Genomic DNA, 14642 nt, shown 5'->3' with positions numbered 1-14642 from the left:
ACCATCATTCCCATTCGTCTCATTGCTGCTGGTATGAACCCGTGACCGTTTCGCCTTTCGACCATCTATTCCTTTCAGGGCTGCTCGGTGACGAGGAGGTCGGTTCGTGTTTTTCCGCGCAAGCGGACATTGCCGCAATGCTCTCCTTCGAGACAGCACTTGCTGCAGTCGAGGCCGAGGAAGGGCTGATAGACAGCGACGCGGCGGTTGCAATCGCCACGGCGCTCGACACATTCGAACCCGATATGGACGAGCTGCGGGCGGGGACGGCGCGCGACGGCGTGGTGGTGCCGGAACTGGTGCGCCAGCTTCGCGCGGCGGTGGGTGAGCCCCATGCCAGCCGTGTTCACTTTGGGGCGACGAGCCAGGACGTTATCGACACCAGCCTAGCCATAAGGCTCAAGGATGCCATGGGCGTCATCGAGGCGCGGCTGGCGTCGGTGGTCGATGAGCTCAAGCGGCTGGAAGCGCGGGACGGTGCCGTCGAGACGATGGCGCATACCCGCATGCAGTCGGCCATTCCCGTGCCCGCCTCGCGCAAGATCGCAAGCTGGCACGAGCCGCTGGAGCGGCATCGCGAAAGGCTCGCGGGGGTTCGCGACGATGTCTGCGTCCTGCATTTCGGTGGCGCGGCGGGGACATTGGAGAAGCTTGGCGACGCGGCACCAGCCGTCATCCGACGGCTGGCCGAAAAGCTCGGGCTGCGGGCACTGTCCCGCGCGCGCCACAGTGAACGCGACGGGATCGTTGCATTTGCCTCCTGGCTTTCGCTCGTGACCGGAAGCCTCGGCAAGATGGGACAGGATGTGGCGCTGCTGGCGCAATCGGAGGTGGGCGAGGTGAAGCTTTCCTCCGGCGGCGGCTCATCCGCCATGCCGCACAAGGTCAATCCTGTCGATGCAGAGACGCTTGTGGCGCTCGCCCGGTTCAATGCAACGCTGGTTGCCGGCATGCACCATGCGATGGTGCATGAAAACGAGCGCTCTGGTGCGGCCTGGACGCTGGAGTGGCTGACGCTGCCGCAAATGGTGGTGGCGACCGCTTCTGCGCTCCGCAAGGCGGAAGCGCTGGCCATGTCGATGGCGTTCCGCGAAACCGGCGCCCGAGGCTAGACCCTGCAAGGGATTCCGTAGCGTCATCAGGCTTTTGCGGCATAATCCACGCGTAGCTCCTCCAATTTAAATCAAGCTTAACCAAAGCGCTCATTAGTGGTGCGCGGACGGGCAAATCGGCTCGCCGCCGGCATACTTTGTTGCCGACGGCGCGGCCTCGGGCATGCGTGTCTCCCTGTCGAGAGGCGGGGTAGGGCGACAGGGTCCGTACGGACCCGCAAATTGGGGGTTCTGCCATGAAGATTGGTAGCAAGATTTATGCGATCGTCGGCCTGATGGGCCTGGTCGCGGTGGCGATCGGCGGCATGGCCGTCTACACGCTCAACGAATACAATGCGCGGCTGGCGGCGCTGGAAAACGCGTCGGAGCGCGCCTATCTTGGCGAACGCCTCAACCGCTATGTCACCGCCGTGGTGATGGATGCGCGCGGCATCTACGCATCGTCATCCACGGAACAGGCCGAACAATTCGGCGAGGGCATTTATCGGTCGCTCGACCGGATGGACGCCCTGCTGGAGCAGTGGCGGCCGCTGGTCGACGCCGAAGGGCTTGCGGATTTCAACGCAGTCGTGGACCGCTCAGCCGAGTTTCGCGCCTTCCGGGCCGAAACCGCACGCCTTGGCACCGAGGTGAGCCCGGCGGAAGCCAACATTCAGGGCAACAACGAGCAGAACCGGGCGAACCGCAAGGCGTTTCAGGCCGAAATCGACGCGGTCGTCAATCGCGACCAGCAGATCCTGGCGGACATGAAGGTCGACCTGGCTTCGTTCCAGACGCGCATGGCGATCCTCATCGGGTCCGTTGTTCTGGTTGGGCTTGCCGCCGGCGCGGGTGCTGCGGCCTATATCGGCACCGCACAGCTCAGCCGCCCGATCCGCGGCCTGACGGGAACCATGAAAATGCTCGCCGAAGGCAATCTCGAAGCGGATATTCCGTTTGCCGGTCGCAAGGACGAGATCGGCGAGATGGCCAAGGCCGTCGAGGTGTTCAAGCAGAACGCCCTCAAGGTGCGCGAGCTGAACGCACAGGAAGCAGCCCTTCAGGCGAAGAGCGCCGACCTGCAGACCAGCATCGCCGAAGTGGTCGCCAGCGCCGTGCAGGGCAATTTCGACCGTCGCATCACGAAGGACTATCAGGACGCCGACCTCAACCGTTTCGCGGCCAGCGTCAACGAGCTGGTGACCAGCGTCGACACCGGCATCGCCGAGGTTCGCCGCGTGGTGGCCAGCCTTGCCGAGGGCGACCTGACCCAGAGCATGAACGGCAATTTCCAGGGCGCGTTCGAGGAATTGCAGCACAACGTCAATTCCACCATGCAGACGCTGCGTAGTGTGCTGCGCGACGTTCGGATCACCTCGGACACGATCGGTTCCAATACCGTCGAGCTGCGCTCGGCTGCGGACGACCTGTCGCGGCGCACCGAACAGCAGGCGGCTTCCCTGGAGGAGACCTCCGCCGCGCTCGACGAGATCACCGCGACGGTGCGCGAGTCGACCGATCGCGCGCAGGAGGCAAGCCGGATGGTCGACGAGGCCCGTCGCTCAACCGAGCAGTCCACGAAGGTGGTGGCCGAGGCCGTCAGCGCCATGAGCCGCATCGAGCAGGCATCGGGCGAGATCGGCCAGATCATCAGCCTGATCGATGAGATTGCCTTCCAGACCAATCTCCTGGCGCTCAATGCGGGTGTCGAGGCGGCGCGGGCCGGCGAGGCCGGCAGGGGCTTTGCCGTTGTGGCGCAGGAAGTGCGCGAGCTTGCGCAGCGTTCGGCAACGGCCGCCAAGGACATCAAGGACCTCATCACCAAGTCCGGCGAGGAAGTCTCCACCGGGGTGCGTCTTGTCACGGCGACCGGCGAGGCGCTCGACACGATCCAGGCGCATGTCGTGCACATCAACGAGCATGTCCATTCGATCGCGAGCGCCGCCGGCGAGCAGTCGACGGGGCTCTCCGAGATCAACACCGCCATGAACCAGATGGATCAGGTCACCCAGCGCAACGCGGCGATGGTGGAGGAGACGACGGCGGCGACGCATCGCCTGTCGAGCGAGTCCGCCAGCCTCACCCAGCTCATTTCGCACTTCAAGGTCGAAGGTGGGGCCAGCGTGCGCGAGGCGGACGATTACAGCGCTTCCGTCCCTTCGCCTGCCAGAGTGCTCGGCCAGCGCGTCGCGGGCGCGTTCGGCGGCGTGGTGGCTGCGGAATAGCGGTCACGTACGACGGGAAGAATCAGGGCGGCTCCAGGGCCGCCCTTTTTTCATTGAGGTTGCTCGTCGCGGTACGACTACATCGCGTTCATGGTCAGGAGTTCGTAGCCGGCGACCTGCTCGCCGTCCTGATTGACCACCGCAACGTCCCAGCGCACTTCGCCATATTCATCGTTGCGCCGCGTTTTCGTCTTCGCTGTTAGCCGTACCTTGAGGCTGTCGCCGGGCGAAACCGGCTTCATGAAGCGCAAATTGTCCAGGCCGTAGTTGGCCAACACAGGTCCGGGCGCGGGATCGACGAACAGCCCCGCGGCGAAGGACAGGATCAGGTAGCCGTGCGCGACGCGGCCGGGGAAGAACGGATTGGCCTTCGCCGCTTCCTCGTCCATATGGGCGTAGAAGGTGTCGCCGGTGAACTCGGCAAAATGCTCGATGTCCTCAAGCGTGACCTGCCGGCTCTTTGTCCACAGCGTGTGGCCGATTTCCAGTTCCGCAAAGCGCATCCGGAACGGATGGCGATCCTTCTCCAGCGTCTGTGCGCCTGCCACCCAGCCCCCGGTAATGCCGGTCATCAGGTCAGGACTCGCCTGGATCGCGGTGCGCTGCATGTAGTGCATGACGCCGCGAATGCCGCCCATCTCCTCGCCGCCGCCCGCGCGTCCCGGCCCGCCATGCACCATGTGGGGCAGGGGGAGCCGTGGCCGGTCGCCTCCTTGCCGGTGTCGCGGTTTGCGAAATAGAGCCGGCCGTGGAACGCCCCGGCGACTTCAACGACCTGTCGCGCGACCGCTGGATCGCGCGTGAACACCGAGGCCACAAGCGAGCCGCCGCCGCGATTGGCAAGTGCTGCCGCGTGAGCGATGTCGCGATAGCCCATCACGGTCGAGACCGGGCCGAACGCCTCAACGGCATGGATGCCCTCGGCACCGTCCGGGTCGTCGCAGGCAAACAGCAACGGCGAGATGAAAGCGCCCTTCTCGGCGTCGGCTCCGCTGACGTCGACCTTTGCGGATCGCCATGCACGAGGCGCGCCTCGCGGGCGATTGCTTCGACCTTTTCGCGGACATCGGCGCGCTGGGCGAGGCTTGCCAATGCGCCCATGCGCGTTGCCTCGTCGCGCGGGTTGCCGATCACGGTCTTCGCCAGCCTGTCGGCGACCGCCTCGATGACTGCGTCGCGGTGCGCGTCCGGCACGATAAGCCGGCGCATGGCCGTGCATTTCTGGCCGGCCTTGGCCGTCATCTCACGATGCACTTCCTTGACGAAGGCGTCGAATTCCGGTGTGCCGGGGGACGCATCGGGCCCAAGGATCGAGGCGTTCAGTGAATCCTGCTCGGCGATAAAGCGCACGGAATTCGCGATCAGCCTAGGATTGGCGCGCAGCATACCGGCTGTTGCCGCCGAGCCGGTGAAGGACACCACGTCCTGGCAGCCGAGCCGGTCGAGCAGGTCGCCGGTCGGGCCGGCAATGAGTTGCACGGCACCTTCCGGCAGCAGGCCGGATTCGATCATCATGCGGAACGCTGCCTCGGTGAGCCACGCCGTGGCCGAGGCCGGCTTGACGATGGCCGGCACGCCCGCAAGCAGCGTCGGCGCCAGCTTCTCCAGCATCCCCCATACCGGGAAGTTGAAGGCGTTGATGTGGACGGCGACGCCCTGCAGCGAGGTTGCGACATGCTGGCCGAGGAAGTTGCCGCCGCGCGAAAGCTGCTCAAGCGCGCCATCGACATAGATCGTGTCGTCCGGCAGTTCGCGCTTGCCCTTGGAGGCGTAGACGAACAGCGTGCCGATGCCGCCGTCGATGTCGATCATCGAGTCCGCCTTGGTCGAGCCCGTCTCGTAGGAAAGCTCGTAAAGCGGGTCGCGGTGCTCGTTCAGATATTGCGCGAGCGCCTTCAGCATCGCTGCGCGCTGGTGGAAGGTCATGGTCCGTAGGGCGGGGCCGCCTGTCCGCCGGGCATGTTCGGCCATGCCGGCATAGTCGAGCCCGCCGCTACCTATCTCGGCTACCGGCTCGCCCGTTACGGCGCTCTTCAGCGTGGTGATGTTACCCGACGGGGCGATCCAGCGGCCGGCCGCGTAGCTGTGGAGGGGGAGGATAGTCATGGATTAATCTCCGGGGCAGCGAGACGTGCCGTTGTCCTTTGCGGTGGGTGTTCCGTCGCGCCCCCTCTGTCCTGCCGGACATCTCCCCACGAGGAGGGAGATCGGCAGCTTCGCCGCCGGCACTCCTTCTACCACGCTACCGATTGGCGAAAGCAAAGCGGCCGACTGATCTCCCCCTTGTGGGGGAGATGTCCGGCAGGACAGAGGGGGCAACGTAGGGCGACTCCATCTTCGATGATCCTCCTACCCGACCCGCGCTGGCAGGTGCGAAAAGCCTCTGAACCGTACGCGGCCGGTGCGCTGTGGGGTGCCGGCCAGCCGGTAGTTCGGGAACCGTTGCAGGAAGCGCGCGATTGCGATGCGGCCCTCCATCCGCGCTAGCGAGAAGCCGGCGCACAGATGCGGACCCTGTGCGAAGGCGAGGTGCCGGTTCGGCTTGCGGGTCAGGTCGAGGCGGTCCGGCTCGTCATACTGGCGTGGGTCGCGATTGGCAGCACCGATGCACAGATGGATGCGGGTGCCGGCCGCAACCTCCTCGCCGTGGAACTCGACGGGCTCCGTGGTCATCCGGTTGCCGAGCTGGTTCGGCGACTGGAAGCGCAGGAACTCGTCCACGGCGGTGTCGATCAGGCCGGGATCGGCCTCGAGCCGGCGCCTTTCGTCCGGCCATTCCAACAGCTCGAACAGAGCGTTGCCGATCAGGTTCGTGGTCGTTTCGTGGCCGGCATTGAGGATGAAGATGCAGTTCTGAAGAAGCTCGACATCGGAGAGCTGCTCGCCTTCATTGCCGTTGATGAGCCTGGTCAGCACATCGGTCGCCGGATCGCCGGGCTCCTCCCGGCGGCGTGCGGCAAGGTCGGCCAGATAGGCCTTGAAGTCGGTGACGGCGCGATTGCCCACTTCCTGCTGCTGCGGCGTCAAGGTGGGTTCAAGCGCGCCCAGGATCGCCAGCGACCAGTCGCGCAGAGGCCCACGCTCCTCGTGCGGCATCACGAACAGATTGCCGATCACCTCGATCGGAATGGCTGCGGCAAAGTCCTCGATAAGGTCGACGTTGTCCTTCCTGGCCATGCGGTCTAGCAGGCCGTCGACCAGCGCGATCAGGCCCGGCTCCATCGCCGAGATGGCGCGCGGCGTCAGCGCGCCCATCATGATCTTGCGCACGCGCGTGTGCAGCGGCGGGTCGTTGAAGACCAGGCTGGTGGTATGGTGCTCATAGAGCGGCGTCTGGCCGAATTTCGGCAGGAACTCGACCTTCTTGTCGGACGAGAACGCCTTGGTGTCGCGATAGACGCGGTCGAGATCGGCGTAGCGTGACAGCATCACCGAGCCGTCGGCAAAGCGTTTCACCGGCGCGTGCTCGAGCAGCGCGCGATAGGTGGGGAAGGGGTCGTTCGCGAAGCCTTGCGGCAAGGCATTGATGTCGAAACGCGCCGCCAGCGCGGCGTCGGATGTTGCTGCGTCCATCTGCACCGAATTCTCCTCCGCGATGCAATTCCAAGTATTATTGACCGGCCGGTCGGTTTATGCAAGTCTCCTCACCAGTCCGCGAAGGGAGGATCGCATGGGGCTTTCGGCAGAGGAAATCGCGCAACGCAGCGCGCAAGCCATGTGGGCGCGGGACGACGCGTCGAAATGGCTTGGCATGAGCCTTGATGCTGTGGGGCCCGGCACGGCGACCACCTCGTTCACCGTCGAGAAGCACCATACCAACGGCCACGACATTTGCCACGGCGGCTACATCTTCACGCTGGCCGACAGCGCCTTTGCATTCGCCTGCAACTCCTACAACCAGCTTGCGGTTGCGCAGCACAACACGATCAGTTTCCTGCGGCCAGGCAAGCTTAGCGAACGGCTGACCGCCGTGGCCCGTGAAGTGACGCGCGCAGGGCGCTCGGGGCTTTATGATGTGACGGTGAGCGATGCGGCCGGCAAGGTGATCGCCGAGTTTCGCGGCGCCTCGCGCGTGATCGACGGCAGGCATTTCGAGGAGTAGCGCTCGGCGAGCGTTTCGGGAGGAGACCATGAAGGATTTGACGCCACGAAAGGAAGATCTCGACCCGATCGAGATTTCTTCGCGCGACGAAATCGCAGCCCTGCAGCTTCATCGGCTGAAGTGGTCGCTGCGCCATGCCTACGATAACGTTCCGCATTACCGGAAAAGCTTCGACGAGGCCGGCGTTCACCCCGACGACCTCAGGACGCTGTCTGACCTGGGCAAGTTTCCGTTCACCGTTAAGGCCGATCTGCGGGCCAACTACCCGTTCGGCATGTTTGCCGTTCCGCGCGAGAAGGTAGCGCGCATTCACGCCTCATCGGGTACGACGGGCAAGCCGACGGTGGTGGGATACACGAAGAACGACATCGACGTATGGGCAGAATGCGTTGCCCGTTCGATGCGGGCTTCGGGCACGCGGCCGGGCGACATCGTTCATATAGCCTATGGCTATGGCCTGTTCACCGGCGGTCTCGGCGCGCATTACGGCGCGGAGAAGCTCGGTTGCACGGTGGTGCCGGTCTCGGGCGGGATGACACAGCGGCAGGTCACGCTGATCGAGGACTTCCAGGCTTCGACCATCATGGTCACGCCGTCCTACATGCTCTCCATCCTCGACGAATATCGTGCCCAAGGGCTCGACCCGCGCAAGAGCCTTGCAGGTGGGCATCTTCGGTGCCGAGCCGTGGACAAACGCCATGCGCGCCGAGATCGAGGATGCGTTCGACATGCATGCCGTGGACATCTATGGCCTGTCCGAGGTGATGGGGCCGGGCGTCGCCAACGAATGTGTGGAGACCAAGGACGGGCTGCACATCTGGGAGGATCACTTCTATCCGGAGGTGATCGATCCGCAGACCGGCGAGGTGCTGCCGGATGGCGAAAAGGGCGAGCTGGTCTTCACCTCGCTCAGCAAGGAAGCGTTCCCGATCATCCGTTACCGGACGCGCGACCTCACGCGGCTGCTTCCAGGCACGGCGCGCACCATGCGGCGCATGGAGAAAATCACCGGCCGTTCCGATGACATGATGATCCTGCGCGGGGTCAACGTGTTTCCCACGCAGATCGAGGAGCAGATCCTGAAGGTGACGGGCCTCGCACCGCACTTCCAGATCGAGCTCCTGCGCGAGGGGCGGATGGACGAGATGGTCGTGCATGTGGAGGCGATTGCCAGCCATGCGGCCGGCGAGGCGCGTTCGGCCTGCGCCGCCGACCTTGTCATGCGCATCAAGGATGTTGTCGGCGTATCGGTGAAGGTCAACGTCACCGAGCCCGACAAGGTGGCGCGCAGCCAGGGCAAGGCGGTGCGGATCGTTGACAATCGGCCGAAGAGCTGATGGCGCGCAGCCGCGCTAAGGACCATGACGAGAAGCGTGGCGCGATCCTGCACCGCGCGGCGATCGTTTTCGCGCGCGACGGCTACGACCGTGCCTCGATGGCGCGGTTGGCCAGCGAGTGCGGGGTCTCCAAGGCGCTGCTCTATCACTACTATGCCTCGAAGGAGGCGCTGCTTTTCGACATATTGCAGAATCACTTGAGCGCGCTGGTTGAAGCGGTGGAGGAGGCGGACGATCCCGCGCTGCCGCCCGAGGCACGGCTTGAGGCGCTGGTCGGCGCGCTGCTGGAGGCCTATCGCGACGCCGATGCCGAGCACAAGGTGCAGGTCGACGCCCTGCGTCTGCTGCCCGACCCGGAGCAGGATCAGTTGAAGGCGCTGGAGCGGCGGCTCGTGGAGATCGTGGCCCGGGCCGTCCATGCGCTCGACCCGGCGACGTTCGACGGGACGCCGCTGCTCAAACCGGTGACCATGAGCCTCTTCGGAATGGTCAACTGGGCGTATATGTGGTTCCGGGACGGCGGGCCTGTCGGGCGGCAGGACTATGCGCGGCTCGCGGCGCGCCTGCTGGTGGGTGGGGTGAGGGCGCTGCGCTCCTGACTTGCCACCACGCGCGCCGTCGTGCCATCTGATGGCCTTATGCCAAAGTCCGCCGATCCGGCCGTTGCCGCCCTCGAAACCCTGATTGCGAACCTGCATGAACGCGGGCGTCCACGCGTCTGGTCGCTGGTCATCACGGTTTTCGGCGATGCTGTGGTGCCTCGCGGCGGGCGCGTGCCGCTCACCGTGCTGCAGGACATCATGGCGCGGCTGCGGATCGAGCCGGGTGCGCTGCGCACCGCGCTGTCGCGGCTGGCCGGGGACAAGTGGGTAACGCGTGAGCGGCGCGGGCGGCATTCGTTCTTCAGCCTGGACGAACACGGTCGCCACGCCTTCGATCTCGCCACACGGCGCATCTATGCGACCGGCCCGCCGGGATGGGCGGGCAAATGGACTGTTGCCGTAGCTGCGCCGGGCGTGAACGCGCAAGGCAGCGAACTGCCGGCACTCGGTTTCGTGCGGATCAATGGCGGGGTCCATATGCGGCCGGAAACCGACGACGCACCCGATGCAACCGAGGCGCTTGCCGGCATGCTCGTGATCCATGGCGAAAGCGCGGAGCACCCCGAGGCGTTCCGTGATCTATGGCCCTCGCAGGAGATAGCCGACGCCTATCATGCCTTCATCGCGGCGTTCCGCCCGCTTCACGAGGCATTGCGGAACGGCTCCGTGCTTGTGCCGATCGACGCGATCGCCGCGCGCACGCTTCTCGTCCACGAATGGCGGCGGATCGTTCTGCGCGATCCCGGCCTGCCGGGTGCGCTGCTTCCGCCATCATGGCCGGGGGCGCAGGCGCGTTCGATCGCGCGCGACATCCATGAAGTGTTGGCAGAGACTAGCGAGGCGTGGCTCGATATGGCCGGTCTCCCGGAGCCCGCCGATCCATCGGCGTTGGCGCGGCGCTGGCGAGACCCGCGTCAGTCCTCCAGATAGGCGAATGCCGACGTTGCCGTGACGGCGACGCGCGTGTCGCCCTTGGCCCTCATCTCGACGCGCGCGTAGGCCATACGCTTGCCGTTCGACAGCACCTCGACGCGGATTTCGATGTCTCCCGGCTTCAGCGGCCGGATGAAATGGGTGGTCAGGTCCACGGTCGTGCAGATGCGGAAGCGCCCGTTCAGCGCTGCCAGCGTCACCACGCAGGCCGTATCCGCCGCCGACGCGGTCGCCTGACCGCAGACCACACCGCCGACATGGACCAGCCGGTCGTTGTGCGGCAGGACGAAACTGCCGCCGTTCTCATCGAAGGAAACCGGCCTCAATCCAAGCTCGACGATCCACGGCGCGAACACGGTCTCCAGTGTCTTCTGCGCCTGCTCCATTCCGAATTGCGGCATGCTGCCCCTCTAACGTGTTACGAATTGTTGCAATCTATCGAAAATTTCGTTACATATGGATGGCGGACGGATATGCTATCATCCGACCATGGAGGAACTGCCATGTATAGTCAGGGATTGATCGGCGCGAAGACGGATTCGGCTGAGGACCAGGCCTTTCTCGACGCTTTCCAGAAGCGCATCGACGCCGAAGAAAAGATCGAACCGAACGACCCCATGCCGGAGGGCTATCGCCGCACGCTGGTCCGCCAGATCGGTCAGCACGCCCATTCCGAGATCGTCGGCATGCTGCCGGAGGGCAATTGGATCACGCGCGCGCCTTCGCTGCGCCGCAAAGCGGCTCTTCTGGCCAAGGTGCAGGACGAAGGCGGCCACGGGCTCTACCTCTATTCTGCTGCCGAGACGCTGGGCGTTTCGCGCGAGGAGATGACCGAGGAGCTGCTGGCCGGCAAGGCGAAGTACTCTTCGATCTTCAACTATCCGACGCTCACCTGGGCCGACATCGGCGCGATCGGCTGGCTGGTCGACGGGGCGGCGATCATGAACCAGATCCCGCTCTGCCGCTGCTCCTACGGGCCTTACGCCCGCGCCATGATCCGGGTGTGCAAGGAAGAGAGCTTCCACCAGCGCCAGGGCTACGAGATCATGATGACGCTTGCGAACGGCACGCCGGAACAGAAAGAGATGGCGCAGGACGCGCTGAACCGCTGGTGGTGGCCGTCGCTGATGATGTTCGGCCCGCACGATTCCGACAGCCAGCACGGAGACCAGTCGATGCGCTGGAAGATCAAGCGCTTCACCAATGACGAGCTGCGCCAGCAATTCGTGGATTCCACGGTGCCGCAGGGCGAATTCCTCGGCCTGACCTTCCCCGATCCAAACCTGAAATGGAACGAGGAGCGGGGCCACTACGATTTCGGCGAGATCGACTGGGACGAGTTCTGGCGCGTCGTGAAGGGCGGCGGTCCGATGAACAAGGAGCGCCTGGCTGCCCGGCAGAAGGCCTGGGACGAGGGCGCATGGGTGCGCGAGGCGGCTCTTGCCCACGCGGAGAAGCGCAAAGCCCGCGCCGAAGCGGCGAAAATGGCGGCGGAGTAAGAGAGATGGCAAAGAACGAAATCCCGCTGTGGGAAGTCTTCATCCGGCCGCGCAACGGGCTTGCACACAAGCATTGCGGCTCGGTGCACGCTGCCGATGAGGTGATGGCGCTGCAGGCGGCGCGCGATGTCTACACGCGGCGCGGCGAGGGCGTTTCGATCTGGGTGGTGCCTTCGGCCGCGATCGTCGCCTCCGATCCCGAGCACAAGGACGAGAATTTCGAGCCGGCGCTGTCGAAAGTTTACCGGCACCCGACTTTCTACAAGATCCCCGACGATGTGGGGCATATGTGATGGAGGTTTCGCGCGACCATCTCGTCACCTTTCTGCTCAGGCTCGCCGACGATCACCTGATCCTCGGCCATCGGCTGTCGGAATGGTGCGGCCATGCACCGATGCTGGAAGAAGACCTTGCCATGCCAAATATAGCGCTCGACCTGATCGGGCAGGCTCGGGCGCTTTATCAATATGCCGGCGAAGTGGAGGGCAAGGGGCGCAGCGAGGATGACCTGGCGTATCTGCGCCGCGAGCGCGAGTACCTCAACTGCCTGATGGTCGAGCGGCCAAACGGCGATTTCGCCCACACCATGTTGCGCCAGTTCTATTTCTCGGCTTTCATGCATCCATTCTGGGAGAAGGCATCCGCGTCCACCGACGAGACGCTGGCCGGCATCGCCGCCAAGGCGGTCAAGGAGGTCTCCTACCACGTCCGCCATTGCGGCGAATGGGTTATCCGGCTGGGCGACGGGACGGAGGAAAGTGCCGCCCGCATGAAGGCGGCCGTCGAGGCGCTGGCGCCCTATGTCGACGAGTTGTTCGAGACGGACGCGGTAAGCGAAGCCGTTTCAAAGGCAGGCATCGCGCCGGCGCCAGCCTCCTTGCGGTCGAGCTTCGACTCTACGGTCCAGCGCGTGTTCGCCGAAGCCTTTCTTGACATGCCGGAGACCGCCTGGCCGCAGACCGGCGGACGGCAGGGTCGCCACGGCGAGGCGATGGGCTACCTGCTTGCCGAATTGCAGCACATCCAGCGTACCTATCCGGGGGCGGTGTGGTGAGGCACGTAGCCGGACATAGGCAGGGGTGGCGGGACAGCGCCCCCTCTGGCCTGCCGGCCATCTCCCCCACGAGGGGGAGATCAGCCGTCATATCTACCTTCGCCAAAGTCGAACGTTGAAAGGCGAAAGAATTCGGTGAAGCTGCCGATCTCCCCCCTCGTGGGGGAGATGGCCGGCAGGCCAGAGGGGGCGACGTAGAACTCCACGCCGACGGCGTTTGTGGCGATGCCTATCGCCGCGCCTATGCCGCCGCCGCTTCCGTGCCCGACCCGGAGGTGCCCTGCGTCACGGTGGCCGATCTCGGTATTCTGCGCTCGGTTGAAATCCTTGGCGGCGTCGCGGTCGCCCGGGTGACGCCGACCTATTCGGGTTGTCCGGCGGTGCTGGCCATTGAGCTGGCTGTCGAGACGGCGCTACGCGAGGCAGGCTTCGACGCGCGCGTCGAGCGCGTCATATCGCCCGCCTGGACAACCGACTGGATCACCGAGGACGGCCGCCAGAAGCTGCGCGCATACGGCATTGCGCCGCCGGCGAAGGCTTCCAACTCGATCCGTGCGCTTTTCGGCGAGACGCAGGTGGATTGCCCGCAATGCGGCTCGTGGCAGACCGAGCGTGTCTCCGAATTCGGCTCCACGGCCTGCAAGGCGCTTTATCGCTGCACGGCGTGCCGGGAACCGTTCGACTATTTCAAGTGCATCTAGGACCCGTCATGGCACCCAGATTTCACGATCTCAAAGTTGCTGCGATTGCGCGCGAGACGCCCGAGGCGGTTGCCGTCGCCTTCGAGATACCGGATGCGCTGAGGGAAACCTTCGCCTTCCGCCCAGGCCAGTACCTCACGCTTGCTACCGACATCGACGGGCAGGAAGCGCGGCGTTCCTACTCGATCTGCTCCGCGCCCGGCGAGCCGACCCTGCGCGTCGGCGTCAAGCGGGTGGCAGATGGCCGCTTCTCCAGTTTCGTCAACGAGCGCCTTTCCGTCGGCGACACGATCCGGGTAATGCCGCCGGAGGGCCGGTTCACCTCGCTGGCCGGCGAGCGGCACGATTACGTTCTGATCGCGGCCGGCTCGGGCATCACGCCGATGCTGTCGATCGCCAAGACGGTTCTCAGCCATGAACCGGACAGCACGATCACGCTGATCTACGGCAACCGCTCGACCGACACGATCATGTTCCGCGAGGAACTGGAGGATCTGAAGGACCGGCACATGCACCGTTTCTCGGTCGTGCATCTGCTTTCGCGCGAGGCGCAGGATGTCGAGCTTTTCAATGGCCGCATCGACGGCGCCCGCATCACCGAACTGGCAAATCGCGGCCTGATCGACGTGGCGCGGCCGACGGCATCTTCCTGTGCGGGCCGGGCGAGATGATCGACGAGGTCTCGACCGCGCTGAAGGGACTGGGTGTCGAGGAGGACCGCATCCGCTTCGAACGGTTCACGCCGTCGGGCGATGCGCCGGCGCCGCGTGCCCGCTCGGCGCGGGCACAGGAGGCCGCGGAAGCCGGCGTCGAGATCGAGGTCGTGCTTGATGGCGTACGCCGCGCGTTTCCGATGGCCGAGACGGATGCAACCGTGCTCGACGCGGCGCACCGGGCGGGGCTGGAAATCCCTTATTCCTGCGCCGGCGGCATGTGTTGCACCTGCCGCTGCCGGGTTGCCGAGGGTGAGGCCGAAATGGCCGTCAACTATTCGCTGCAGCCATGGGAAATCGAGGCCGGCTTCACGCTCGCCTGCCAGACGCGCCCCACCTCGAAAAGACTGGTGCTCGATTTCGACGCGGCGTGAGCGCTGCCCGG

12 protein-coding genes and 3 pseudogenes are annotated in these 14642 nt (G+C 65.1%); 12 read left to right on the top strand and 3 right to left on the bottom strand.

The genetic code is table 11. From position 1 onward, the window contains the following. The first annotated feature begins 41 nt into the window (after positions 1 to 41). Positions 42 to 1112, top strand: coding sequence for a 3-carboxy-cis,cis-muconate cycloisomerase (locus HK436_RS19040; protein ID WP_173192270.1), 1071 nt, complete (start codon positions 42 to 44; stop codon positions 1110 to 1112). A 236-nt stretch (positions 1113 to 1348) separates the two neighbouring features. Then, positions 1349 to 3316 carry a methyl-accepting chemotaxis protein gene (locus HK436_RS19035; protein WP_173192268.1) on the top strand — a complete coding sequence of 656 codons (1968 nt, stop codon included), beginning with the start codon at positions 1349 to 1351 and terminating at the stop codon, positions 3314 to 3316. A 77-nt stretch (positions 3317 to 3393) separates the two neighbouring features. Here the strand turns inward: HK436_RS19035 and paaZ are convergent. After that, positions 3394 to 5422, bottom strand: a pseudogene (gene paaZ / locus HK436_RS19030) (phenylacetic acid degradation bifunctional protein PaaZ). Between the two features lie 243 nt (positions 5423 to 5665). After that, on the bottom strand, positions 5666 to 6889 hold the full coding sequence (locus tag HK436_RS19025; RefSeq protein ID WP_173192266.1) for a cytochrome P450: 1224 nt from the start codon (positions 6887 to 6889) through the stop codon (positions 5666 to 5668). A gap of 97 nt (positions 6890 to 6986) precedes the next feature. Here HK436_RS19025 and paaI point away from each other — a divergent pair, with 97 nt between their 5' ends. The 4 genes and pseudogenes from paaI to HK436_RS19005 all read left to right on the top strand — a co-directional run bounded on the left by paaI (position 6987) and on the right by HK436_RS19005 (position 10287). Further along, complete coding sequence (gene paaI / locus HK436_RS19020) at positions 6987 to 7418, top strand: hydroxyphenylacetyl-CoA thioesterase PaaI (RefSeq protein ID WP_173192264.1); 432 nt, start codon at positions 6987 to 6989, stop codon at positions 7416 to 7418. A gap of 28 nt (positions 7419 to 7446) precedes the next feature. Further along, positions 7447 to 8755, top strand: a pseudogene (gene paaK / locus HK436_RS19015) (phenylacetate--CoA ligase PaaK). Next, positions 8755 to 9354: a TetR/AcrR family transcriptional regulator gene (locus tag HK436_RS19010; RefSeq protein ID WP_173192262.1), complete on the top strand. Its 600-nt coding sequence runs from the start codon at positions 8755 to 8757 to the stop codon at positions 9352 to 9354. Before paaK ends, HK436_RS19010 begins: the two are co-directional and overlap by 1 nt. A 39-nt stretch (positions 9355 to 9393) precedes the next feature. Next, positions 9394 to 10287 (top strand): PaaX family transcriptional regulator, encoded by an 894-nt coding sequence (locus HK436_RS19005; protein WP_173192260.1) that lies wholly within the window; start codon positions 9394 to 9396, stop codon positions 10285 to 10287. On the opposite strand, the gene HK436_RS19000 is transcribed toward HK436_RS19005, so the two are convergent. Then, positions 10272 to 10691, bottom strand: coding sequence for a PaaI family thioesterase (locus HK436_RS19000; RefSeq protein ID WP_173192258.1), 420 nt, complete (start codon positions 10689 to 10691; stop codon positions 10272 to 10274). The genes HK436_RS19005 and HK436_RS19000 overlap by 16 nt on opposite strands. 102 nt (positions 10692 to 10793) lie before the next feature. Here HK436_RS19000 and paaA point away from each other — a divergent pair, with 102 nt between their 5' ends. The 6 genes and pseudogenes from paaA (at position 10794) to HK436_RS31545 (ending at position 14631) form a co-directional block, all read left to right on the top strand. Beyond that, positions 10794 to 11789 (top strand): 1,2-phenylacetyl-CoA epoxidase subunit PaaA, encoded by a 996-nt coding sequence (gene paaA / locus HK436_RS18995; RefSeq protein ID WP_173192256.1) that lies wholly within the window; start codon positions 10794 to 10796, stop codon positions 11787 to 11789. 5 nt (positions 11790 to 11794) lie between these two features. Continuing rightward, on the top strand, positions 11795 to 12082 hold the full coding sequence (paaB, locus tag HK436_RS18990) for a 1,2-phenylacetyl-CoA epoxidase subunit PaaB (protein WP_173192253.1): 288 nt from the start codon (positions 11795 to 11797) through the stop codon (positions 12080 to 12082). Continuing rightward, positions 12082 to 12843 (top strand): 1,2-phenylacetyl-CoA epoxidase subunit PaaC, encoded by a 762-nt coding sequence (paaC, locus tag HK436_RS18985; RefSeq protein ID WP_173192251.1) that lies wholly within the window; start codon positions 12082 to 12084, stop codon positions 12841 to 12843. Before paaB ends, paaC begins: the two co-directional genes overlap by 1 nt. A 233-nt stretch (positions 12844 to 13076) precedes the next feature. Further along, a pseudogene (paaD, locus tag HK436_RS18980) lies at positions 13077 to 13544 on the top strand (1,2-phenylacetyl-CoA epoxidase subunit PaaD); the annotation flags it as partial. A gap of 8 nt (positions 13545 to 13552) precedes the next feature. Beyond that, positions 13553 to 14215 (top strand): FAD-binding oxidoreductase, encoded by a 663-nt coding sequence (locus HK436_RS31550; protein ID WP_244649046.1) that lies wholly within the window; start codon positions 13553 to 13555, stop codon positions 14213 to 14215. Continuing rightward, positions 14212 to 14631, top strand: coding sequence for a 2Fe-2S iron-sulfur cluster-binding protein (locus HK436_RS31545; protein WP_244649045.1), 420 nt, complete (start codon positions 14212 to 14214; stop codon positions 14629 to 14631). Before HK436_RS31550 ends, HK436_RS31545 begins: the two co-directional genes overlap by 4 nt. Positions 14632 to 14642: the final 11 nt, after the last annotated feature.

It is taken from the genome of Neoaquamicrobium sediminum (genome assembly GCF_013240295.1).
Taxonomy (GTDB): Bacteria; Pseudomonadota; Alphaproteobacteria; order Rhizobiales; family Rhizobiaceae; genus Aerobium; species Aerobium sediminum.
This window is presented reverse-complemented; position numbering and strand designations above follow the sequence as displayed.